23 protein-coding genes and 1 other RNA gene are annotated in these 23,040 nt (G+C 43.7%); 9 read left to right on the top strand and 15 right to left on the bottom strand.

Features of this window, described 5'->3' with window-relative positions; translation table 11 throughout:
• Positions 1-3 precede the first annotated feature (3 nt).
• The gene (locus R2Q26_RS02240) at positions 4-1,443 is read right to left on the bottom strand and encodes a dihydrolipoyl dehydrogenase (protein ID WP_317534785.1); all 1,440 of its coding nucleotides are present in this window, start codon (positions 1,441-1,443) and stop codon (positions 4-6) included.
• A gap of 664 nt (positions 1,444-2,107) precedes the next feature.
• Between R2Q26_RS02240 and R2Q26_RS02245 the strand changes: the two genes are divergently transcribed.
• From R2Q26_RS02245 to R2Q26_RS02255, 3 genes are all read left to right on the top strand, one after another.
• Entirely contained in the window at positions 2,108-2,410 is a 303-nt protein-coding gene (locus tag R2Q26_RS02245; RefSeq protein ID WP_090567076.1) for a cell division protein ZapA, read from the top strand.
• A 49-nt stretch (positions 2,411-2,459) separates the two neighbouring features.
• A non-coding RNA gene (ssrS, locus tag R2Q26_RS02250) (6S RNA) lies at positions 2,460-2,638 on the top strand.
• Positions 2,639-3,075: 437 nt separating this feature from the next.
• A complete protein-coding gene (locus R2Q26_RS02255; RefSeq protein ID WP_317534786.1) occupies positions 3,076-5,052 on the top strand; it encodes an aminotransferase class I/II-fold pyridoxal phosphate-dependent enzyme in 1,977 nt (658 codons plus the stop codon).
• A 109-nt stretch (positions 5,053-5,161) separates the two neighbouring features.
• On the opposite strand, the gene phoR is transcribed toward R2Q26_RS02255, so the two are convergent.
• Together phoR and phoB are read right to left on the bottom strand one after the other, a co-directional pair.
• Positions 5,162-6,550 (bottom strand): phosphate regulon sensor histidine kinase PhoR, encoded by a 1,389-nt coding sequence (gene phoR, locus R2Q26_RS02260; RefSeq protein ID WP_317534787.1) that lies wholly within the window; start codon positions 6,548-6,550, stop codon positions 5,162-5,164.
• 184 nt (positions 6,551-6,734) lie between these two features.
• Positions 6,735-7,460: a phosphate regulon transcriptional regulator PhoB gene (gene phoB / locus R2Q26_RS02265; RefSeq protein ID WP_317534788.1), complete on the bottom strand. Its 726-nt coding sequence runs from the start codon at positions 7,458-7,460 to the stop codon at positions 6,735-6,737.
• 128 nt (positions 7,461-7,588) lie between these two features.
• Between phoB and R2Q26_RS02270 the strand changes: the two genes are divergently transcribed.
• Both R2Q26_RS02270 and ubiE read left to right on the top strand, forming a co-directional pair.
• Positions 7,589-7,987 (top strand): DUF971 domain-containing protein, encoded by a 399-nt coding sequence (locus tag R2Q26_RS02270; RefSeq protein ID WP_317534789.1) that lies wholly within the window; start codon positions 7,589-7,591, stop codon positions 7,985-7,987.
• Positions 7,988-8,032: 45 nt separating this feature from the next.
• Positions 8,033-8,767: a bifunctional demethylmenaquinone methyltransferase/2-methoxy-6-polyprenyl-1,4-benzoquinol methylase UbiE gene (gene ubiE / locus R2Q26_RS02275; RefSeq protein ID WP_317534790.1), complete on the top strand. Its 735-nt coding sequence runs from the start codon at positions 8,033-8,035 to the stop codon at positions 8,765-8,767.
• Positions 8,768-8,895: 128 nt separating this feature from the next.
• On the opposite strand, the gene R2Q26_RS02280 is transcribed toward ubiE, so the two are convergent.
• Positions 8,896-9,810: an FAD:protein FMN transferase gene (locus R2Q26_RS02280; protein WP_317534791.1), complete on the bottom strand. Its 915-nt coding sequence runs from the start codon at positions 9,808-9,810 to the stop codon at positions 8,896-8,898.
• Positions 9,811-10,138: 328 nt separating this feature from the next.
• Between R2Q26_RS02280 and R2Q26_RS15435 the strand changes: the two genes are divergently transcribed.
• The 3 genes from R2Q26_RS15435 to smbP all read left to right on the top strand — a co-directional run bounded on the left by R2Q26_RS15435 (position 10,139) and on the right by smbP (position 12,396).
• Complete coding sequence (locus R2Q26_RS15435; protein ID WP_411182308.1) at positions 10,139-10,288, top strand: DUF4372 domain-containing protein; 150 nt, start codon at positions 10,139-10,141, stop codon at positions 10,286-10,288.
• Between the two features lie 381 nt (positions 10,289-10,669).
• Entirely contained in the window at positions 10,670-11,422 is a 753-nt protein-coding gene (locus tag R2Q26_RS02285; protein WP_317534792.1) for a cytochrome c biogenesis CcdA family protein, read from the top strand.
• Positions 11,423-12,042: 620 nt separating this feature from the next.
• Complete coding sequence (smbP, locus tag R2Q26_RS02290; RefSeq protein ID WP_317534793.1) at positions 12,043-12,396, top strand: small metal-binding protein SmbP; 354 nt, start codon at positions 12,043-12,045, stop codon at positions 12,394-12,396.
• A 151-nt stretch (positions 12,397-12,547) separates the two neighbouring features.
• Here the strand turns inward: smbP and R2Q26_RS02295 are convergent, their stop codons facing one another.
• From R2Q26_RS02295 to R2Q26_RS02315, 5 genes are all read right to left on the bottom strand, one after another.
• Positions 12,548-15,292, bottom strand: coding sequence for a DUF3570 domain-containing protein (locus tag R2Q26_RS02295; RefSeq protein ID WP_317534794.1), 2,745 nt, complete (start codon positions 15,290-15,292; stop codon positions 12,548-12,550).
• A 20-nt stretch (positions 15,293-15,312) separates the two neighbouring features.
• Positions 15,313-15,540 carry a DUF4266 domain-containing protein gene (locus tag R2Q26_RS02300; RefSeq protein WP_317534795.1) on the bottom strand — a complete coding sequence of 76 codons (228 nt, stop codon included), beginning with the start codon at positions 15,538-15,540 and terminating at the stop codon, positions 15,313-15,315.
• A 67-nt stretch (positions 15,541-15,607) separates the two neighbouring features.
• On the bottom strand, positions 15,608-16,084 hold the full coding sequence (locus R2Q26_RS02305; RefSeq protein WP_317534796.1) for a TlpA disulfide reductase family protein: 477 nt from the start codon (positions 16,082-16,084) through the stop codon (positions 15,608-15,610).
• Positions 16,085-16,161: 77 nt separating this feature from the next.
• On the bottom strand, positions 16,162-16,626 hold the full coding sequence (locus tag R2Q26_RS02310; protein ID WP_317534797.1) for a hypothetical protein: 465 nt from the start codon (positions 16,624-16,626) through the stop codon (positions 16,162-16,164).
• A gap of 200 nt (positions 16,627-16,826) precedes the next feature.
• Entirely contained in the window at positions 16,827-17,588 is a 762-nt protein-coding gene (locus R2Q26_RS02315) for a hypothetical protein (RefSeq protein WP_317534798.1), read from the bottom strand.
• A gap of 416 nt (positions 17,589-18,004) precedes the next feature.
• On the opposite strand from R2Q26_RS02315, the gene R2Q26_RS02320 reads away from it, so the two are divergent.
• Positions 18,005-18,394 (top strand): hypothetical protein, encoded by a 390-nt coding sequence (locus tag R2Q26_RS02320; RefSeq protein ID WP_317534799.1) that lies wholly within the window; start codon positions 18,005-18,007, stop codon positions 18,392-18,394.
• A gap of 72 nt (positions 18,395-18,466) precedes the next feature.
• On the opposite strand, the gene R2Q26_RS02325 is transcribed toward R2Q26_RS02320, so the two are convergent.
• From R2Q26_RS02325 to R2Q26_RS02350, 6 genes are all read right to left on the bottom strand, one after another.
• Positions 18,467-19,366, bottom strand: a complete 900-nt coding sequence (locus R2Q26_RS02325) for a diguanylate cyclase domain-containing protein (RefSeq protein ID WP_411182309.1) — start codon at positions 19,364-19,366, stop codon at positions 18,467-18,469.
• Positions 19,367-19,619: 253 nt separating this feature from the next.
• Positions 19,620-19,883, bottom strand: coding sequence for a hypothetical protein (locus R2Q26_RS02330; RefSeq protein WP_317534801.1), 264 nt, complete (start codon positions 19,881-19,883; stop codon positions 19,620-19,622).
• Between the two features lie 6 nt (positions 19,884-19,889).
• A complete protein-coding gene (locus R2Q26_RS02335) occupies positions 19,890-20,192 on the bottom strand; it encodes a hypothetical protein (RefSeq protein WP_317534802.1) in 303 nt (100 codons plus the stop codon).
• The gene (locus tag R2Q26_RS02340) at positions 20,113-20,406 is read right to left on the bottom strand and encodes a hypothetical protein (RefSeq protein ID WP_317534803.1); all 294 of its coding nucleotides are present in this window, start codon (positions 20,404-20,406) and stop codon (positions 20,113-20,115) included. The genes R2Q26_RS02335 and R2Q26_RS02340 overlap by 80 nt, the downstream gene beginning before the upstream one ends.
• Before the next feature lie 386 nt (positions 20,407-20,792).
• Positions 20,793-22,325, bottom strand: coding sequence for an amidohydrolase family protein (locus tag R2Q26_RS02345; RefSeq protein WP_317534804.1), 1,533 nt, complete (start codon positions 22,323-22,325; stop codon positions 20,793-20,795).
• A 233-nt stretch (positions 22,326-22,558) separates the two neighbouring features.
• Positions 22,559-22,684 carry a hypothetical protein gene (locus tag R2Q26_RS02350; RefSeq protein WP_317534805.1) on the bottom strand — a complete coding sequence of 42 codons (126 nt, stop codon included), beginning with the start codon at positions 22,682-22,684 and terminating at the stop codon, positions 22,559-22,561.
• Positions 22,685-23,040: the final 356 nt, after the last annotated feature.

The raw sequence follows: 23,040 nt of genomic DNA on the forward strand, positions 1-23,040 counted from the left end.
CAGTCAATCGAGTGCAGCGGCATTGAAAGCACCACATGAAGCAAGATCAGATTCACTGACTGCTGGCAATTTGGCAGCGAGATTACGCAACGCCGTTCGTAGCCCCTCTTCCAGAACAGGATGATAAAATGGCATACGTAATAGATCCCAAACCGTTAGTGATTGATCAATTGCTAACGCCAGTAGATGAGCCATATGTTCGCCTGCTGGTGCACAAATCTCTGCACCCAGTAGCTGCCCGCTCCCCAATTTTGCATAAATACGTAACATTCCTTTATTACGTTGTGCAGCACGGGCGCGTCCTTGATGATCAAAATACACTTCACCTATCGTGATATCATTAATATTAAGCGATCGAAAATGGCTTCCAATAACTGCAATACCTGGATCTGAAAAAACGATGCCAAGTGGAGTGCGGCGTTTAAAACAAGTCATTTCTTCGCGTATTGCGTTTAGTCCTGCGATGTGCCCTTCATCTGCAGCTTCATGCAGCAATGGCAAATAATTATTAGCATCGCCAGCTAGAAAAACCGGAAGATCAGCTATCTGCATGGTAGTGGGATCAAAAGGAGGTAATCCTTTGTCATTGAGCGGAACGCCAAGCGTTTCGAGCCCAAGATCATCAATATTGGGACGGCGTCCGAGTGCTGCCAGCACACCATCTACCGCGATGTCTGCTACGCCTGCTCGAATGCGCACGTGATTTTCCTCAGGGTCAAGTATCAATTCAGCTCTTTCTCCCAAATAGAGTGGAAATTCCTGTGAAAATAAATCCAGCGCCACCTGATTAACTTGTGGATCACTTAATCCGCCAATCAGCTTATTGCTGCCGAATGCGGTTACGTTTATCCCTAAGCGAGCCAGTGCTTGCGCCATCTCCACACCAATAGGCCCCATTCCAATTACCGCTAACCTTGCTGGCAATCTTTCCTGCTCAAATAATGTATCTGTGGTAAGTAAACGATTTCCCAGCACATGCCACTCTGCAGGGACAATTGGGCGTGAGCCGGTAGCAATAATAATATTTTTTGCACGTAACTTTTTATCATTGATCAGTACCTGATTTGGGCCAAGCAAGCGCACACGGCCCGAAATCGCTCTTGGTCCAAGTACTTCGGTTGCTTTTAAGGTACTGTTTACAAAATCATCGCGGAGCTCACGCACACGCTGCATGGTACGAGTCATATCTAACATCAACTGGTCTGCACCCTGAATACCAAAAGCATCAAATGTAGTACGTCGATGAAAGGCATTGGCCGCTTCAATCAATACCTTAGATGGCATGCATCCAACGCGAGCGCATGTCGTTCCCCATGAACCATCATTAATGATTACAAAATGTTCGGTGCGCTTCCTTACTTCGCGTAGCGCCGACAACCCGGCACTCCCTGCACCAATGATAATGACATCTAGAATTTCATTTATGTAATTAGAATTCGCCACATTGAGCCTATTTAGCTAAGAGTAGTTATTCAATTGTGTCATTTTAATTGAGTCTTTCTCCTTCTGTTTGATAACGCATTTTCCTCTTGCTATTCTAACTGTCAAAATGGATCGGGGATAATTCTATAAAATAAAAATACAATCTTATCCCCGATATTTCGCCAGAATGCGGAGGTGGAAAGATATTGCAAATCTTCTGTCAGCACCCATAAAGGCCAGCGATACAATTGGATTTGCGTAAATCTGTCCGGAAAACACTTGTTCATCAGCTTCTGCATGATGGTACAGGCCGGCCTGGTGAAATATCCGGGTTAAGGTCGATTAACGGTTGACTTTAGTATTTGTAAAACTATAGTGACTTCATGGACAAAGGAATTTAAAATTGCTTGATGATTAAATTGGTTAATTTCACTTCCAAATCAAACATGACGCGAAGGCGAGCCGCAGACAGTATAAATAATACAGCAAGAACAAGCCGACAAAGTAAGGCTTAATTTAGAGATGGAATAATTTGTAATAGTGGTATAAAGATATCTATTCAAAAAATGTCAGACTACATCATCAATTAGCTGACACAATCGTTACAAATAATCAACTCCCAGAAAAATATATATTACTGTCAATCATTTGCAGGCTCTTTTAAGAAATCTTCCTGAAAATGAGTATGGATACTGAAACAATCATCGTCACTATCATGGGACGAGAATTCCGCATTAATTGTTCTGAAGAAGAACGCGAGGGATTATTGCTTGCGGTTTCTTATTTGGATAAAAAAATGCAGCAAATAAAAAATGAACGAAAAATAGTGGGAACCGAACAGATTGCAATTGTAGCAGCGCTTCATATTACTCATGAGCTGCTTACCATGCGTCCAATCAAAAGTTTTGACACGAATGAATTTAAGCGTAGAATTAAATCAATAGAAAGTAAGTTAGATGAATTGTTGCCAGGAAAAGAAAACCAATAAAAAAATAAATTAAGACTTTTTTCATTAAAGCTCATCAGAGCAGTACAGATTTTCCCTGCGGTGTTTGTTAAGGCTAATACTCTTTGAACCAATTCATCATAGCAGGTTGTAAACTAAAGTGATGCTGTTGTGCGCTACTCAAAGAAGAAGCGCCTGATGCATCCGGTAAGCAACCACCTTGAACCTCAAGGTTCAAGATGACAGCCTGACGGCATTTGCGGGGAAGCCATTTTCTCAGCTATGCTTCTAAACCATTTCCAATTTAAATGGGAATGGTCGTCGACCAGACAGGAAACTCATTTCGTTGTAGTTCCTTTACCAGTCCCACCCGGTTATGTGCACCGACACCATCTCCTTACGGGTAATGTTTCGGGCTATCGATACCCCTCATTTGAGAGTTGCAATTTTTTCCGCTTTACTTGAAACTTCCATGTGATTCCATTACTAAATCAAATCTGACTTTGTCGGTTTCACCGGGTTGTATATTTTATACTGCCTGGGGTTCACTCTTGCGTCATATTTGATTTGGAAATGGAATGATTTCTCGTTCTGATAAATCGAAAACTATCCTTAATTTTGACACAGCGATGCCATGCGGTTTCACTGCTCTGATAGGGGAAGTTCTTTCTATTCATTGTTGAGTCAATTTCGTTGAATGACATATCATGAAAAAACCGCTTAGCCGCATTCTCCTCATCAATGATGAAAAATTGATCCTCAAAGCATTCATCAAGGGACTGAATGACGCGGCCAGGTCAATGGAAAATTCGTTGGGTATCACTTTTACTGGCGTCACAACTGCGCGCGAAGCACTGCAGGCTATTGAGCAAGATGGAGATATTCAGGCATTAGTAGTCGACGATAAGCTATATACCCTGCAAGGTGAGCGGAAAGGTGCACGTAATCTGCAGATGACTGCATTGGAACTCGTCCAGAAAATTTCTCGTTTCCGCCCTGAGCTGAATATTTATATACTGATTGCGCAAGAACAGCAGGATGAAGTAGTCGATGCACTCTTTTCTGAAACGGTGGATGGTTATTTCTATCGAGAGGAACGTGATTATCGCGGTATGTATCGCATCCTCAATGCCCAGCTGCAAGAGAAGGCGCGAACCCCTTTCTATGATCAGCTCAAGAGTTATGTCTTGATGGCGAAGGATGCTTGGCATACGCCGGGGCATTCTTCTGGTGATTCACTGCGCGATAGCCCTTGGATAAGCGATTTTTATGAATTTATCGGTGAGCATATTTTTCGTGCTGATCTGTCGGTATCCGTACCCATGCTTGACTCGTTGATGGAGCCCACCGGAGTCATCGCGGAAGCACAAAAAATTGCAGCTAAAGCATTTGGCGCACGCCGTACCTTTTTCGCTACTAACGGGACTTCTACCGCCAACAAGGTCATTTTTCAAACCTTACTAGCTCCGGGTGAAAAATTAATTTTGGATCGGAACTGTCACAAATCGGTACATCATGGCGTAGTGCTATCAGGTGCTCATCCGGTTTATCTTGACTCATCGGTCAATAAGAAATTCGGTATTTATGGACCAGTGCCCAAACAGACCTTATTCAATGCAATCGAACAACACGCTGATGCAGAGGCATTGATATTGACCAGTTGCACCTATGATGGTCTCCGCTATGATCTCCCCCCAATCATTGAAGCTGCGCATGCAAAGGGAATCAAAGTCATTATTGATGAAGCCTGGTATGGCTTTGCCCGCTTTCACCCCGCTTTTCGTCCAACTGCTCTGGAAGCAGGCGCTGACTATGCCACCCAAAGCACGCACAAAGTGCTGTCTGCTTTTTCCCAGTCCAGCATGATTCATGTCAATGATCCTGATTTCAACGAGCATCTTTTTCGTGAAAATTTCAACATGCATACCTCCACCAGCCCGCAATACAGCATGATTGCGAGCCTCGATGTAGCACGCAAGCAGGTCATATTGGAAGGATACAAACTACTCTCCCGTACACTGGAGCTTGCCAGGGAGCTCCATTCTCACATCAATTCCACGGGTGTATTTCAAGTGCTGGAACTGTCCGAACTTCTGCCCGATGAAGTCAAATATGACAATATTCAGCTCGATCCCACCAAGATAACGGTGGATATTTCGCGCTGCGGTTTTACTGTGGAAGAGCTGATCCTCGAATTGTTCGAGCACTACAATATTCAAGTGGAGAAATCCACTTTCAATACGCTTACCCTGCTGCTCACTATCGGTACTACTCGCAGCAAAGTATCGCGTCTTTATGATGCCCTGATGCGTATTGCACGCGAAGGACGGGCCCCTCGACGGCTTTATCAGACACCAGAAATCCCGCATTTTACCGAGTTGAGATATCTGCCGCGTGACGCATTCTACTGCGGTGGCGAATTAGCACCTCTATTAGACGAAGAAGACAAAGTTAATAAAAATTTGGAGGGAAGAATATCTGCCGATCAGATCACTCCTTACCCGCCTGGCATCCCGGTATTGGTACCTGGGCAAACCATTACCAACAGCATCATACATTATCTGGTCAGTATGCTTCGCTCACAAAAACGCGTGGAAGTACATGGCATTGTCTTTGACGGTTATTTGCCTTGCCTTAGACTGCTTACTGCTGCTGAGGAGGGAAGTTTGAGAAAACTGTCCTAATTCCATTTCTAAATCAAACCTGACACAAGAGCGAATTGCAGACGTATAAATAATACGACAAGAATAAGCTGATAAAGTCATGTTTGATTTGGAAATGGAATAAGAAAGACTACAGTAGCGGTGGAATGGTTTTATTTGAAGGCATAGCGTCTGTATCATGGATAGTAACGCTGCTTGCCTTATTTCTCACCAAACGCTTTGCTGGAAACCAAACCTTGAAAATACTTCCTTTTCCTATTTCACTGATAATCTCCATGCGGGCCTGATGGCGACTTAGCACATGCTTGACGATAGCGAGTCCTAACCCTGTTCCACCGGTTTCACGGGAACGACTGCGATCAACCCGATAAAACCGCTCTGTCAGGCGAGGAATATGTTCAGGTCCGATACCGATGCCACTATCTTGCACATAAAATAAGCCTTGGTCCTGCTCTTCTGCCCAGTTCAATGAAATATTACCGCCATCGGGCGTGTAACGAACTGCATTACTGATCAAATTACTCAAGGCACTCCGCAACTCGTCTACACTTCCTAGCAAGTGGGCATCACTTATCAGATTCAAGCTAATATGATGGCGTCCCGTACTGAGCGATTGCGCTTCTTGATACAAGCTTTGCAGCAATTCTGCAATATTGATCTCCTCCTCATGCAAGGTATTCTGTGCATTCTCGAGTTTCGATAAGGTCAGTAAATCCTCTACCAAACGCTGCATGCGTTTTGCCTGATCATACATTAAAGTTAACGCACGCTTTTCCATCTCGCTATCTTTAATCTCTTCATCCAGCAATGTTTCTAGAAACCCCCCAATGATCGTCAAGGGCGTGCGCAACTCATGTGAAACATTAGCGATGAAATCACGGCGCATGATTTCTATTTTCTCAAAGCGTGTAATATCTCGACTGATCAGCAGCTTTTCCTCATCTCCATAAGGTACTAACTGAAGTAGAAGCACCAGTTCCTCATATCGTGATTGCTTGATAATCAGTGGTTTGCTGTAATCCCCGGAGGTCAAATACGCTACAAACTGCATCTGCCGTACCAGATGAGTCACATGCTGTCCAATATCAAGCTTCAGATCCAACCCCAAGTGTTGCTCAGCAGAGGGATTACACCATTCGATTCGATCTGCTTCATCCAGAATAACAATACCTTCAGGCATTGCTGAAGTAGCGCGCTGCAAACGCTCCAGCGCTTTACTCAGACTTTGTCGACTTCGGTAATAACGCCGGACAAAGCGCGCTAGGCGAATGAACACATCCCCCCACGCACCAAAGCTTTTGGGTACATTAGGTATTGTGGATGGATCAAAAGCAGTATGATTAAAACGTTGGAACCATTGATCAAGCAAAGCCAGACAATAGATATGGTGTATCGTTAACCCTAACAATACCACACTGAATAAAGCTAATGCCGTTACAGCATCTACCACAAACCATATTACAGCTGTAACAACTGTCAGCAAAATAATAGCAGCAAAACGTTGCCAGAGATCAAACACGTTAATATCCCGGAGGTAAGAAATTCTTCTGGATATTCCAGAAATTAATATTTTCCAAGTCAGCTAACTTTGGAAAGATTAGCTCGCTGCGTACTATGCGCGAAAAAGCAGATGGGTACAGAAAAAACAGGGATTATTAAAAGGATATTTAAGGATAATTTTTTAAATCATTGCAGTGCAACTTCTATTCAGCACCTACTTCACAGCGAGTAGAAAAACGGTAACCTGCTCCTCTTACAGTTTGCACTAATTCATTCTTACCTGCTTCTTCGAGCGCTCTACGCAGTCTTCGTATATGAACATCCACTGTACGATCTTCCACAAAAACATGATCTCCCCATACACGATCAAGTAATTGCTCTCGTGTATGCACACGTTCGGTATGCGTCATCAGAAAGTGCAATAGGCGAAATTCAGTCGGTCCCAGGGCGATTTCTGCTGGCTTTGCGCCATCTTCCAGATCGTTAACCGTTACTCGATGCGAAGCCGGATCTAATCTTAATCCACCTACTTCAACTACTTCATCTGACACTTCTGGTAAACGTCGGCGTAGCACTGCCTTGATGCGCGCAACAAGTTCACGCGGTGAAAAAGGCTTGACAATATAATCATCTGCACCAATTTCCAATCCGGTTATCTTGTCACTTTCCTCCACCCGGGCCGTTAACATGATAATAGGAATCATCTTGGTGCGTGCCCCCCGCCGCAGCATGCGAGCAAACTCGATGCCACTCATATTAGGTAGCATCCAGTCCAGAAGCACCAAATCCGGCAACACATCGTTAACCATATCCTTTGCCTCTTCTGCGCTTCTTGCGCATAAAACAACATATCCCGCAGTGCGTAAATTGTATGAAATCAGTTCCTGGATGGCGGGCTCATCTTCCACGATCAATATTGTTGCAGCCATTAATTAGTGACTCCATTCAAAAAATGCTTTATAAAAATATCTGAGATAATATAGCGATAGTATTGCATTTTTATGACAAGCATCATAACTGTTATATTTCATCAATCTTAATTTTTTAAAAAACGTCTATGGCAGGACTTAGTAAACATACCCCAATTCCCACTGAAATAAAACTCCATCAGAAATCTAAGATACTGGAAATTTCCTTCAACGATGGCAAGACTTTTCGGTTACCCTGCGAGTTTCTTCGCGTCTATTCTCCGTCAGCGGAAGTACGAGGTCACGAACCTGGACAAGAGGTACTGCAAACAGGCAAAGAAAATGTGTCCATTACGCATATCGAGCCAGTGGGCAATTACGCTATCCAGTTAAATTTCTCTGATGGCCACAATACGGGACTTTACTCGTGGGATTTACTTTATAATTATGGACTGAATCAAGATGCAATGTGGCAACATTACTTGCAACGGCTAAATGAAGCTGGTCTCAGCCGTGAAAATAATATGACGAACACATCAAACTCATAATCATGCATTGCGCTCATTTTTTCAATACTCATATAATGATTTGAAATGACAAAAACCACTCATTTTGGTTTCAAAACCGTTTCAGAAACAGAGAAAGCACATAAAGTCGCAGATGTTTTTGACTCGGTAGCTGCACGCTACAATTTGATGAATGATCTGATGTCACTCGGCTTGCATCGACTGTGGAAGCGATTTGCTGTCGACGCCAGTGGCGCAAAAGCGGGAGATCGGATTCTTGATATTGCGGGTGGAACAGCAGATTTGACCGCGTTATTCGTCGAGCAAGTTGGTGAAAGAGGTCAGGTTTGGTTAACTGATATCAATAATTCCATGCTGACAATCGGCCGTGATCGCATGCTGAATGAAGGAATAACAGTCCCGGTAACCCAGTGTGATGCTGAGAAACTACCGTTCCCTGACAATTTTTTTGATCATGTCAGTGTCGCATTTGGCCTCAGAAACATGACCCATAAAGACATTGCGCTCAAGGAAATGCTGCGTGTGCTTTGCCCTGGTGGATCACTTATCGTGCTGGAATTCTCAAAAATATGGAAACCATTCCAACCTTTTTATGATGCTTATTCTTTCAAGGTACTCCCTCTCATGGGTAAATTAGTTACCAATGATGAAGGAAGTTATCGCTATCTTGCTGAATCGATTCGTATGCATCCATCGCAGGAAGAGTTGAAGCAACTCATGCAACAAGTTGGATTTGAACGGGTGGAATACTTTAATTTAGCTGTTGGTGTGGTGGCCTTGCATCGGGGCTACAAATTTTAGGCTATTTCTAAAGCCATTGTGCGAATGAATTGCTGCGTGTGACTCCTTGCGCTTCATCTCGTAAGATGGCTTTTTAGAGTCGGGCTCGCCATTTTAATCAATCAGCATGTAGGAGCTAGGCATTACAGCTACGCGATATGTTTATTTTCTTCTGTAAGTGAGCCCCCAATTCGACCATCAATATCTACCCATAAATGGGGTAAACCGAGATCTGCAAGCCAGTCTTTGCCCTGCTGATCTTTAAGCATCCCTATCGTTGAAGCGCTGCCTGCAATGACGCAGAAATCACCTACTACACTCACTGCAGCCATCCAGCTGACGGGCCAGCCTGTTTTTGGATTGAGCACATGACCATAACGGGTGCCATTTATGGTAATACAGCGCTCATAATCCCCACTGCTAGCCAGCGCACCTGAATAGAGTTCCAGCGTCTGTAATAAGGTATCGGGATGTCGCGGGTGGCGTATCCCGATTCGCCAGGGACTACCGTCCGGATGTGGACCAATAATCTTGATATCTCCGCCCAAATTGACCATGCCATGTTGAATATCTCTATCCCAACATATCGTAGCAGCACGATCTACAGCGTATTCTTTAACGACACCACCCAAGTCAATCTCCATGCCAGCAAGCGGGAATTCAAGCACAGGCGATGACCACCGCAATTTATGCCAGCCAATTTTATCCAGCAAAGTTTGAATAACAGTTTCATCCGGTAATTGATTTGATTTAAAATCCCAGGCACGGCGTAGAATACCCGACGTAATGTCAAACAACTCATCGCTTTCCCGATAGCAGGTTTCTGCATAATCCAACAATCCGGCTGTTTCGTTATCGACAGTAATACTTCCCCCTTTCGCTGCAATCTGATTAATTTCAGACAAAAAGCTACTTTCGCGATAACGGGAATAAACCGACTCTAATCGCTGAATGTCAGCAATTGCTGCATCCGTAGCACGCCTTGCTTTAGTCTCGGTTACAGCATAAACCTGTATTTCACAGGGCGCGCCCATTGCTTTAAAGGGAAAACGGTACAGTTTCATTAAAGAGAGAATACTCAGGCAATCATTTAAACGATTCTAGAATCTTTATTTTCATTTAAATACTCAACAATATGAGGTTATACATATTTAAATTTTTTTTCAAAAAAATTTAAATGATTACATAATTAATTAATAAACTTGTCATCTTTAAACGACAGTTTTTTGAGAATCTTAATCATTAAAAAATTCATGCAGCAAATTGCCTATTAACGCACTACTGTTCGGTTAACTATCAACCTCTGAAAGATAAAGCCTGAATGGGCTTGGAATGACGTAAAATTGGTGTGCAATTGGCATGCTCTAAGCAGCAATTTTTCAACCCAAGAACTTGAGTTTAAAACATATTAACACTGTATTTCACCAACTGCTCAAGCACATTCCCCGTTACCATTTTGATCGGGCCGTAGCATATGAACGAGATCGCAGGATAAGGACGCTTAACTGCTGGACTCAACTTGTAGCAATGATTTACGCGTAACTGGCGCAACGAGTTTCGCTTCGCGATCTGCAAATGGCCTTCAACAGCATGCATCTTACCTTCCAATGAGATGGGACGGTTGATTGACTCCACCAGACTGAATTTGAATAAATATGACCTCATTCAGGCTCATTTTATATTGAGCTAGGCTCTGACTTTTGTCTTTAAGCTAACTGCTATAATATGGGAAATGTTTGGCTTATTTCATTACAAGGAAACCTTATAGTTTGACTGCCGGTTCAGCCTTATAGACACTGCTCGTTGAACTTATAACCCTACGTAAGAGGCTGATTCTATCTTATCTTTTAGGCGTTCTGATTTTAGTCATTATACTTCCAGAAAAGACGGGCCTAGCCTAAATGACTTAGAAGGTGGGGGGCAATGATGGATATACAGGTATTGGCAAGCCAGCTAATGAGTCAGTTGGTAGGGATGCTGCAGGTTGGCTATGCTTTTGGCGCAGGAATGGTATCTGCGGTAAACCCATGTGGCTTTGCGATGCTGCCCGTGTATCTGGCGCTTTATCTCGGCGCCAAGGATCAGCAGTTTCAACAGCACTCCTGGCTCTATCGACTTAGCAAAGCCTTTGGTATTACTGTAACAGTTACCGCAGGCTTTGGTCTCCTATACGGACTGATCGGTATTCTTATCGCTGCCGGTTGGTCGACTTTGATCGGCATTATGCCCTGGGTATCAGCAATTATCGGTGCCATTCTCATCGTACTTGGAGTATGGCTGTTTTTGGGCAATCAGCTCACGCTTGATATCTTCATGAAAATAGGTAGCCGGATTGGAGACCCTCGCACCATCAGTGTTTGGGGCTTTTTTCTGTTCGGTATGGCCATGGGGGCAACATCCATGAGCTGCGCATTACCAGTCTTTCTTGTCGTCGTCGGAAGCTCGACGATTTCCGGTAATTTTGTGATGGGACTATTACAGTTCTTCTGGTATATTCTCGGGGTAGGAACGGTCTTATTAATATTGACTATAAGCATAGTATTTTTAAAGGAAAGAGCTGTGGTCGAAACCATGAAACGATTTGTTCCATTTTTTCATAAGATATCGGCCATACTGCTGATTTGTGCCGGAGTGTATATCTGCTACTACTGGCTGGAGAGCGATCTGCTCTTTTAAATAGACCTTGGTTATATCCTGACAGGATAGCAGATGAAATGAATCGAAGACTCCATTTATACACACTTATTGCTTGCCATAATCGTTATCGGCCTGCTTCACCTATTCTCTCCAGACCTATTGGAAATTCAGAGATTATAAAAAACACCAAAGCTTTACTATTACAAATGGTAAAGCCCAACTCTGGGTCAGAGAATCGAACCTAAATCATCCGGAAAGCTTGATGATCTAGTAGTCGTTCTCCCAAAAGGGGTGAAAAAATATTTTAATTCAATGCTGTTGCAATGTTTTTAAGTTGTCTTTAGATAATCATTCATCAATTGACATGAATATTATGCTTTTCTCAACGAAAAAAACCAAAAAATGACAAATAGTCATTGTTCCAAATTCAGACCGCTACAGCCTATCAGCAAACTGAGATAGATACAATTGCAGTATTTCTTTTCTCTAATTACGCATGTTATAAAAAAGCACCAATCCAATCGTTAAAGTCTAAGAAAACATGAAGCAGAATTGCTTTTTCTTAGAAGTTCTGCGACGATGAGTGGCGCGATTTGATGAGTGGCGCGATTCTTAACCAGAATGTTTGACATTATAAATCTTAACAAGGAGTCATTCTTATGAAAGCAATATCAACAACTATTATTGGAGTTGGAATTTTGGCTTTTTTCTTGAGTACTCAAACCTATGCAACCGATGCAGGTCATACGTCAGAAGCAATGGAGCATGCAGGAGAAGCTAAGGCGCATGGTGAAATGGGTCATGCCAAAGATTCGCTTAAGCATGCAAAAGACAGTCTAGATCATGCTAAAAAAGCAAAAGATGATCATGCTGCATCTCAAAAGCATATGGATGAAGCGATCAAACATCTGGAAGCAGGCATCAAGAGTGCTGAAAGTGATCAGCCCAAGGAGGCAGCTCAACATACCGATGAAGCAATAAAACATATGCGCCAGTCTCAGTCTGGCCATTAACCATTAATTGTGTTACAAAGTTCAAGCCTCCAACCAAGTTGGAGGTTTGATAAGCGAGTTTTGTTTTTTCAAATCTTCAATCATTCAATTAAAATTCTTGGGCCGATAGCGAAAACTCGCCAGTCCTGATTATCCTCAATCATAATTTCTATTAAAAGCTGTAATGCCAGGTGGCTGTTAGCCCACCCTTACGCTCAAGCTGAAAACCATTCACATCCTGATGCAATGGCTGCACCCATTCAAAAGCAAAGTTATTGCCTCCGAACTTGCCACTGGGCACAGAAATATTCACACCAATGCCAAGATCCCAGTAATGTCCACCTTGATTGGCAGGAAAATCCATCGGCCCGATACGCGCATTAAACTTGTTGAAATCTCCGTGTATTCTATCGCGGAAGGTATAAACCCCTCGCACTGAGGCCCCCAGCCAGTTGGTCAACTGATACCCTCCCCAGGTAGATGCCTGAAAAATATCACCAAGTCGATAACCCGATTCGTTCCTGCTTTCCATCCGCTTGACGCCATAAAGCTGAGATCCCCAGTACCAGCGATTGCTTGTTCCGGTATACGTCAAATTAGGTAAGAAATCCCAGGTGCCGCTTCCCAGCTGCATGTCAAAGTGAATAAGCCCTCCATCAGCCTGAAACATGCGCCTGAGCTCCAAATCCACTTTTCCGGTCGGTGCACTGACACCTAAACCCGCATGTAGCTGATGTCCAGGTAAATCTAGCAACTTGTAAAGCGACATCAGAATGGTGTCACCAACACCGCCGGTCGTATGTCCACCAATGCCGGTATGTTCGTGGATACCCGGGATGGGTGGTGGACGCCCGGTAAGTTCACGCAAATTCATATCCATATCCACGAATTGCGGCATGATCATCAGATTCAACCAGCGGGTGGGTGCATACATGATATCGATCATGTGCATTCTCATGTTCATGTCTGACGGGGCAAAGCGGCATAAAATAATATCGCTACAACCTTCATTAACAATTGCCTGATCGCTGGCATGGTGTATTCCATGCAACATATCCCCTCTTTGACGAGAATACATAAAGCGATACCCCACCATCAATTCTCCAGGGTTATTGAGCATATGGCCAAACATGATGCTGGCTGGAACATAATGTTGAGCATGGTTATGCTGCTCGCTATGTTTATGATCCGTATGATTATGCATAGCCTTTCTAGCCATACGGGAATTTATAGCATCCATATCAACCTTTATCGCAGCATTGGCAACGTAAAAATCAAAATCAGCAAAACTGCTTTGACCATTCCCGCCCAGTTTCAGAGCGCTGGCACGCGTGTAATATTCAAAAGCTGCCTCTAACTCAACTCCCCTAGTAAATTGCTTATTAATTACAACACCACCACTCAATGAACCAAAGCCAGACAAGCGATGGTCACTGGAAAAACTGTTAGGTAGTTTAGCAGCATCAAATGAAGTCAACTGAGGTTGCAGATCAAGTTGAGTTGCGTCAACCAGATGACCATTCGCATCGAAAAAATCCCCATTGCCATTACGAAAAAACTGTTGATTTGGATTATTCACATCACTGAAGATTTGCCGCCCAGAGGCATCGACGGCAGGTCTACGAAACGCCTGGTTGGAAATGAGAAAGGGGCTATAAAAATTGGCTGAATCTTGCGAGTAATAACGAATACGAGGCGTAATCGTCCAGCCATAACCTACTGGCTGCACCCAATCCGCTTCAAAAGTATGGGCATGAATTCCCCAATCATCGAAAGAAAACTGATAATTTAGATGAAGAGCAGCATCCAACGAATTGATAAACTGCACATATTTACTACCTAAAGCCAGTTGATTGCGAATATTCGGTCGCTGCTCCAATAAGGCACGAGCATCCCCCACTATGGGAATTTTTGGATCGGGATTGATGGCATCTGGATTAACAAAAATGACCGTCATTACTTTGTACGGATTTTCCATAAAGCCACTGCTATGGGTATAGCCGATATTGGCATCGATCAAAGAGTTCTTACCAAGAACTTGTGTCAACCCTAAATTAGCTGTCCAATCCTGGCGATCGCCTCGTAATATTTCCGAACCACTGCGTCGTTCAATCTGATTTGCAAAAGCAGTACTCGTCAAATAAGGTACAAGATCAGGATCCAGAATAGCGGATGTTGCACTGCGGGTATAGCCGGCTCCATATTTCACGCTGGTTAACTTCTGATTGAAATCGAAACGACCGCTGACATTGCCATAGCTGGATTTATAATCATTTTCTAATGAAAATCCACCTCCCACATTAAGCGCCGCCTCGTTCCATTCATATCCCAGTTTAAAATTTGCCTGGTTACGTGTTTCAGGCGATGCGGAAGAAAGAATCAGCACATTACGCGGATCAACTACTTGTCCAGCACCAGGTGTCAGTCTGAGTGGATTCAGATTATGATCCAGCAGAACCTGGGTATTGACAAAAGGGGATGCGCCAACGGTAATTACCCCATCTGGAGAGTTCTGCAGAATGGGTCGATTTCCATTAGCCACTAAAGGAGCTGTGGTGACTGGTGTGGCACCCGACCATGTATCCTGGGTATAACTGAATGAAAATTTTACTCGATCATAAAAGGTAAAATTGCCACTTCCTTGTATCACATCAACCGTAATGGGTTTCAGGTTACTGTGCACATTGAAAAGATTGCGTTTACCTTCCTCATAGCGGATATATTGAAAACTGACACTGTCGCTACTGGGATTTGCGCCGTGTGCAGAAGACAGTAGTAAACCCGGCAAGACAAGCGCCGCAGACGTTAATGCCTGGAGCGTTGTTTTACTGGTAGAAGCTGAATTGACTTTTGAATCGCTAGATTCAAGATTCTTGACTGAATGCTGAACTGGACCAGCTGATCGTAAAGCGTTCAAACCTATTATCAGGGCATGGCTTAGAAACAGCCACAGCCGCCGCCGCCTCCCGAAGAATTAATACTGGCAGCAGCTTCACGACTACCATAAACGTGTGCCTGAATAGCACTTTGTAATGGATTAGGATCCAGCGCCATTTCCGATTTAGCAAGATTACCACGCTCCCAGGGTGCTACGTTGACACAGCCTGATAACCCCGACACGCTGAATAAAATGACGAAAATGACAATAAAATGAGTTATATTCATCGACGAAATCAAATTGAGAATTTTTGTACCAAAAATAAAAAATAGAAGCAAAGAATACAAACTATCTCTATATTTCTTCTCGCAGAAGCTGCTCAATCAAAATGCGTAACTCTTCAGTTTCACCTGTTCGAAAACCACGATGGATATGTCGGACAAGGCCTCTTTTGTCAATAATATAAGTGGACGGCATGGCAATCACCCCAAAATCTTGAGCACAGCGTTTACTGGTATCGATCACAATAGGGAAATTGACAGGACGCTTGGCAAGAAACCCCTTGGCATCTTCAAGATTTTCATCCAGATTAATACCTATCACTTTCAGACCTTTGTCTTTAAATTCGTGCATTAACTGACTCATGAAGGGAAATGATTTAACGCAAGGAGGACACCAGGAAGCCCAGAAATCTACATAAATCACTTCGCCTTTCATTGCTTCCCAATCTTCAGCAGATTTCCCATCCAAAGAAGTCAGCTGACACTGCGGCGGTGGCGTATTTCCTTCCAGGTGCGCCTTCACAGGCGTTACCACAGAAAGGCACAACATGAGAGTGGCTAAAAATAATAAACTCGTTTGCTTAATCATTTTAGGAAGAATTTAGCTGATCATCATCAAAACTGCGATTATTCGAACTGATCGACTATAATGTCTGTACCGGTATGTGTGCCTGTAGCTGTGTTGCAATGCCATTGGACTTCAAAATCCCGAGCACCGGCAATCGTTTTGTCCGCCATCATAAAATACGTTCCGTTACCCCCTTGCAATGTTACAAATGGACTGAATTGCGCATCACCAGGCGTCGTATCGGTAACACTGATCGCTTTGCTGCCTTTAAGAAGTTGAAGACTGACAAACATCCCAGGTATTGCAGGAGAATTATCTCTAATTTGGGCAGTGAGGAAATCAGCCGGTCCGTTTCCATCATCAAAGCAGGTCACACGTGCTAGCGCAGTAAACGTTGCTTTGTTACCAGCAGGATCAAGCGTAGCGCCACCACTATGCGCATTGATAGTTGCAGCATAACAAGTCGTGATGATGATACTTGCAGCCACCAATATTTTTGGCAGATTTGATAGATTTTTTATCATACCTTCTCCTCGCTCTTTTGAGCATTCAATATAATCCTTAAATATTATATTGATAAAAATGTTATCAAACTATTTCTCTGTTTTCCTAAACTATTAGCCAAACTTCTGAACATAGTTGCTTCTACCCGCCGGAGATAGCGTTCTTTTCTGTTGATGCAAACGGGATCCACGATCCCGTTTGCAAATACCAAGTATAGCGTTTATTCAGGCCAAACTTGCTGACCGTTGAACTTGATCGGCATATCACGATTGATCTGTGCAGCAGAAGGTTTTATCTCGACATCGACACCACCATTACATGATCCAGGCAGTGGGTTCTTCGTTAAATCACGATTGATCGTTAATGAAGCGGGTCCATCATCTTCCGCGCTCACACGATCATACGGCGTTCCCAGGTTATTATGCGTCCATAGATTAGCAACACCTCCGGACTCTCCGCTTCCATTGCGTAACGCATCAATTCCACTGATTTCACAAATATCGACAATGGAAACAAAGAATTTCACGCTCTTGGCGCAGGAAGTTGGTTCGATGTTAGTTGCACTAACTCTGAAAGGAACAAATGCATTCATGTGAGCTGGCATACCTGATCCTCCGCCAGACCAAAATCCGACGACATTTCCTGTTGGTCCTTGTTTTTCATCCACAAAATCAAATACCGCTCGGGTTTGGAGAGGCTGAACATTAGACCCCCAGTTTGAAACAAAATCAGTCAATGGCCCATTATGGGGTTGGCCACCGACGGTAATAGTTGAATCCGTACCATCCGGAAAAACCACTGAGGTACCAATAATCGCTTTCTCTCCACAACCATGACCGATGGCAACATTGTTCGTCACTCGGACGCCTTCAGTAACTGTCGGTACTTCCAATCGGGTATGCGCCAATACACTTTGCCCTATGCCTAACAGCGTAGTTGTAGCCAAAGCCAGTATTGATATTTTAAACTTATTTTTTTTCATGTTGCCCCTTTTACTAATTTTTTATGTGTTCGTGATTTAATCAAGGAAACAGCCCATAAGACTCATCCCAGTTACCCGATTAATTTACTAATTAAAAATAAAAATAACGGCGCCGATGACTATCCATCTTTTTGAAGGGAGGGATAAATAGTCACAAATCAATTATCTGGCCTGATCAAATAAATGACAATGCGGCAAATTGTCGCACTTGCTATTTCAACCTTGTCTCGGAAACATTTAGTAATCACGAAATTACTTGAAAATGAACGCAATCTGAACAAAGCGTATTTAATTTAATTATTGGAATGGGTTATTGAGATGCGATAATTTGTCGCATTTGTAAGGCAATCATTGGTTTATACAATGTACATCCAATCACATTATGAGTTGGTGGTAAACGAGTATTTATCGCGCTAATGACAACGAAAACATTTAGGCTACGCCTCTATGTAAAGGGTGGGGCTACTTACTCTTATTATTCCCTGGATGGCATTGGTACCAGCACAGGCTCTATTTATGCCATCAATACAATCGGCAGCGTCATTGGCACGCTGTTTTTAGGTTTTTATTTATTCCCTCGCATCAGCTCCAGCGAAATATTCGTTGGACTTGGTTTGGGATTACTCCTGCTTGCTTTGATCGTTGCAATCTTTGAACGTAAGCATCTTATATTGAGTACAGCTATATTACCGGCTGCATTGCTGTCTTTTCCAGAATTATGTAGCAGCAGGATAAATACTTTATTTTCAATATGTTACGGTAGAAGTGCCCCACATGCAGCGTGCATTAAGAACCTATTTCGCTAGGGAGGCACGCCAGACGATGATGCCGCATGCGAACCGATAGAACTATGACCTATCCAATTTTTCTGTCCTGCGTCAGCGCCGCATCTTTCTATTTCGCTTGATTTCATACATGGATTGATCTGCCTTATCGATAATCTCTTCGATATGTTTTCCGTCATCAGGATAAACGGCGCATCCAATGCTCGCACTGAGTAGAAGTGGCCGCTGCTCAAAAACAAAAGGGGCGTTAATCTTCTTCGCAAGGCGTTCAGACTGCGTCATCGCACCTTCCCGATTATCGATGCGGGAAAGAATTACGCCAAACTCATCCCCACCAAGGCGTGCCACCGTGTCCGATTGGCGAGAAGTGGTATTAGCACGGGTTGCGACTTCTCGTATCGCAGCATCCCCAGCGCGATGACCATATTCGTCATTAATAGGCTTTAAGCCATCCATGTCTATGTTTAGTATGCCAACGCGACCCGCATGGCGATCTGCCGCGACCATGCACTGACGCAGGCGATCGTAGAATAACGCGCGGTTGGCCAATCCAGTCAAGGCATCGTGTGTGGCGCGATGATAAAGCTCGTTGGCTTCAAACCGCACTGCATGGAACATCGCTGCGGCGATTTGTTCGGACAAAAGGCTTAATACTTGCGCGTCGGCGTCGGAAAACGCGCTCGGCGTAGAAGACATGACCTTAAGTACACCTACAGTCGAATCTAGATGCTTGAGTGGCACCACGAGCATGGAGCGCAGACCGATCTTTCGACAGGCGTCGCGATCAGCTCGTTCGTCGGTTTCGGAATCATCGCAACTGAGAATCTTGCCGTCGCGAACGCATAGCCCAGACAAGCTTTTGTGTCGGCTCAGGCGCAAGCCTAGCTGCGTCTCAGCCATACCGGAAGCCGCACGATAGACCATGTCGTCGCCTTCGGCTATCTCCACCACCGCGCCGCTTGCTCGCGTTAGCAGATGTGAACGCTGTGTCACCAAGGACATCACGCCACCAAGATCGAGTCCTAATTTAGAGATCTCCGTTTGGATCTTGATGATTTCCAAGAGTGTCTCCGAGTTTAGGGTTGCAATCGGATCTGGCGTATTCATTTGTAAAGTTCTCTTAACCATTGATGCCTAATACAATCCAAGGCGCTGTGCAGCATATTTCACTCAAATACTTGAAAATAGTCGTCCCTTATTGTGATGTGTCCATTATACGATTGCTTTTTTACGGCCGTGACACCTTTTACTTGAGATGCCAGCGCCCATCATCCTTGAAAATAAAATTCTTTCGCAGCACCGGCATCAAATCTGAATATTCTTTGCTCAAGGTGCCAAGCATGCCGGTTCCCAACCCGCGAATAACGAGCGTATCGTTGATCTGTTCGATTGTCGCGCCGTCGTGCTGTTGAACGATTGCGCGTATCGCTGCAATTACCGCGTTAGCGACATCAGCTTGAGGCAAAGCCTTGCGAATCGTGCGTAAGCCGCGTGTTTTTCTGAAATTCAAAATAAGCTAGCCCGACAATACGGAAAAAGGATTCTGGCGCTTCTTGAACGTGGACTGCCCGTTATTCTGCCGCGTGACGCTGACATACTCGAAACCTGCGCGCTCCGCTGTATCAACGATCAGCTGCCAATAGGCAGGATCGCTATGAGAAAAGGCGAGACTAAGCCACCGATCGAATTTCAGCACGCGATACATTTCCTCAATCGAGGCCGCGTGCAGGCGCTTGATTTCAGCTTCGTAGGATTCGATTTGGCCGGTAATTTCGCCGCGCTTGGCGACGAGGCCGGATACGACATGCGATTGGGCCATGTGGATTCTCCATCTTGTTGGTCATGGAGAAATGGTAGGCGTTAGGTCGGGCGAAGGCTTGTGCGGCTGCTACATAATTCCAGTCTTTTCTTGGTATCAGTTTATTACTCAAGATAATAACTAATGTTAACCATAGCTTGAATGCATCAGCAATGGATTGGAATAATGCCTGTCGTACTTTGTTAAGTGCTACGGCAGCATCGTTATCGCTCATTCTTGATGCGACCCCACATTCAGCTGTTCAAGCGTTATTCCTGGTTACCCAGTTTTTCCATCAATCTAGCAATTTTGTAGCCCCCTCCTGGTTGGGCACTTTGATTGCAATATCGTACGTCCCTTCCAGAAACGCCTTAACCTATGCCACCACTTGTAACTTTGCTTCATCCGTTTCGATCACTATCCCTCGTATAATGACCAATTCAGAATCTACTTGCTCAGACTCATTTTCCGTTGGAAATATGCAACTCCCTTCAGACCCTTTTCATATTGGAAAAGACTACATCTTTCCAAATTATCGATGTATCGAAATTTCATAGGCAATAAGTATAACAGCACGCGGACACAGCGATATCTGATTGAATGTTATGATTTGCTTGTCGCCTACCGACATCCTGAAACAGGCAGCCAATTGGATATCGGACCTTCGTTCTGCAATAACCTATCAGTCCCCATGTAATACACATGATTGTCAGCCGAGGAAACGCCCAGATAGATATTACTTGCCGAATAATAGCGATAGCTGTAAATACTCGAAATCTCTGTAGAAACGCCTGATGGGGCAAACAGATCGGGATATTTACCTTCAGCCCAAGTGAAAAGGCAATCGATTTCAGCCATTGAGGGCTGGTTTATAAACTTATTAACGATGGTGCGACCACCTGAAATAACGAGATCCGGATATTCTAATAGTTTAAATTTTTCAAAGGGATTCCCTCGCACTGCGATAATGTCAGCAGGCGCACCAGGTACCAGTGTACCAAGCGGAGCCAGGCCCAAATGTTCTCCGGCCTTTGAAGTTGCAGCCTTAAGCACGTTAATTACATCCGAAAAATCAATAGATTCTCCACTTGTCAAGTGCAATATCATATGAAGTTCTTCTCCATTGATCCCCCATGGCACATTGTCGTGCCCTATTTCAGAGCCATAGATAAATTTAGCGCCTTTACTCGCCAGACTGATCGTATTGGAATGAATTCCCTTATGGGTAGTCGTATCTACACAAGAAGCAAGCGTATCTATCGTCGTAACAAAGGTAATACCTTGATCCACCGCACGCTGCAGTAAATCTTCTCTAATTTCAGAGCAAGGAATGTGCGCGAATTCATCAATCTTTGCGTCAAGCGCCCGTTCAAAACCGATATTCTCACCGACATGGACAAGTACTCTTTTGCCTAATTCATGTGCTTTAGTCACAATTGCATTGACAATTTCCTGCGATAGCAAAGGCCATGGAGTAGCAGGCACAGGGCCATCATGAGGTTGCATCCACGGCGCACCGCTTTCTCCGCCAGGTTCCAGTGCAATCTTGATCGCTGTTGCTCCACCTGCGACAAGATCAGCAACAACGTTCTCAGCTTCGATAACTGAGTCAACCGGAATAGCAATATCGTCGTATCCTCCACTCCCTCCGAATATGTTCAATGGATAGCCACCAGGAGCCTGGATGATCGGACCAACGCTTAATAAGCGTAGCGTGCCTTGACCTCCTTCAGGAGCCATTAACGGGCCGCCGGTATCCTGAACGGTAGTTATGCCATGCTCTAGTACGTCGCCTTTCATGACATTCCGATATGTAATATGCGCATGCGAATCAATAAATCCAGGCAAAATTGCTGCATCACCCAAATCGATCCTGCTTTCGCATAACCCACTTAATTGTTCCGCCGAGCCAATTTGCTTGATTTTTTCTCCTTCGATTAATATTGATATGTTGTCTTGAGGGAAATTAACTCCGTCAAACAACCGGGCTGCTGTCAATATTTGGCAGTCTGGAAGCCCTGGTACTTTTGGAATAATAGAGCCAGCAGCATGATTTTCACCATCGTGTGCAAGAGCACTCAAACTAATTCCTTGTAAAAATATCATTGCAATCATCAAATTTATTACGTTGAGGCTGTGGATTTTATTTTTCATTTTGCTTTGAAAATTCTATCTTAATAGGTTTATTAATTATTTTCGTATTATGAATTCCATTTAATAACAAAAAATAATAAAGAATATGATTGAACTAATACATTGACATATGATGTATACATCTTGCTCTCAAGGCAGTTTTGCATTGTAAGGACAAATCTCTATAGCAAAAATGCGGCAAATTGCCGCACCTTCCTATTGAATATCGGTTGTACTTATGCGCCCAGAATATTTTAGAAAACCATGGCTGCGCTGATTTCAAGTCTTTTTTGCCATCGCTCGGTGATCACGCATGCTGCATGCACCCGTCGACACCCCCTGCCTTCCCGATAGCCCTGCGACAAATTGTCGCGCGACAATTTGTCGCATTCTAAATTCGGGATTATTAATTTAAAGTACGCATCAACGAAATCGCTACGCCAGTTTTTAAAGCACAGCCTTAGAAATACTGATGCATTTTTATGCTGTTTCAAATAGCAACCTTCTGATATTTAAACCTAAATATTGATTTGATACCAAAATGATGACAATCAAAATAATAAAATTCATTCCAAAAGAATATATGCCATCGGCAATATATGCTTCCTTTCCCTCGGTATTACATATTCTGATGAAGAAAGCTTAATTGCATTCAGATCCTCTTTCAGGAATGAACGGTTGAAAAAACAAGCGGTAATCTCAGCTCAATTTCATTAAGCATTAACCAGGGAGAAAA

Source organism: Nitrosomonas sp. Is37 (assembly GCF_033063275.1).
In the GTDB taxonomy this organism is placed as follows: domain Bacteria; phylum Pseudomonadota; class Gammaproteobacteria; order Burkholderiales; family Nitrosomonadaceae; genus Nitrosomonas.

Coding starts and splice junctions, on each gene's coding strand:
- R2Q26_RS02245 (WP_090567076.1), top strand. CDS start 2,108: ATGGATACTGAAACAATCATCGTCACTATCATGGGACGAGAATTCCGC.
- R2Q26_RS02255 (WP_317534786.1), top strand. CDS start 3,076: ATGAAAAAACCGCTTAGCCGCATTCTCCTCATCAATGATGAAAAATTG.
- phoB (WP_317534788.1), bottom strand. CDS start 7,460: ATGGCTGCAACAATATTGATCGTGGAAGATGAGCCCGCCATCCAGGAA.
- R2Q26_RS02270 (WP_317534789.1), top strand. CDS start 7,589: ATGGCAGGACTTAGTAAACATACCCCAATTCCCACTGAAATAAAACTC.
- ubiE (WP_317534790.1), top strand. CDS start 8,033: ATGACAAAAACCACTCATTTTGGTTTCAAAACCGTTTCAGAAACAGAG.
- R2Q26_RS02280 (WP_317534791.1), bottom strand. CDS start 9,810: ATGAAACTGTACCGTTTTCCCTTTAAAGCAATGGGCGCGCCCTGTGAA.
- R2Q26_RS02285 (WP_317534792.1), top strand. CDS start 10,670: ATGATGGATATACAGGTATTGGCAAGCCAGCTAATGAGTCAGTTGGTA.
- smbP (WP_317534793.1), top strand. CDS start 12,043: ATGAAAGCAATATCAACAACTATTATTGGAGTTGGAATTTTGGCTTTT.
- R2Q26_RS02300 (WP_317534795.1), bottom strand. CDS start 15,540: ATGAATATAACTCATTTTATTGTCATTTTCGTCATTTTATTCAGCGTG.
- R2Q26_RS02305 (WP_317534796.1), bottom strand. CDS start 16,084: ATGTTGTGCCTTTCTGTGGTAACGCCTGTGAAGGCGCACCTGGAAGGA.
- R2Q26_RS02310 (WP_317534797.1), bottom strand. CDS start 16,626: ATGATAAAAAATCTATCAAATCTGCCAAAAATATTGGTGGCTGCAAGT.
- R2Q26_RS02315 (WP_317534798.1), bottom strand. CDS start 17,588: ATGAAAAAAAATAAGTTTAAAATATCAATACTGGCTTTGGCTACAACT.
- R2Q26_RS02320 (WP_317534799.1), top strand. CDS start 18,005: ATGACAACGAAAACATTTAGGCTACGCCTCTATGTAAAGGGTGGGGCT.
- R2Q26_RS02335 (WP_317534802.1), bottom strand. CDS start 20,192: ATGGCCCAATCGCATGTCGTATCCGGCCTCGTCGCCAAGCGCGGCGAA.
- R2Q26_RS02340 (WP_317534803.1), bottom strand. CDS start 20,406: ATGAGCGATAACGATGCTGCCGTAGCACTTAACAAAGTACGACAGGCA.
- R2Q26_RS02345 (WP_317534804.1), bottom strand. CDS start 22,325: ATGAAAAATAAAATCCACAGCCTCAACGTAATAAATTTGATGATTGCA.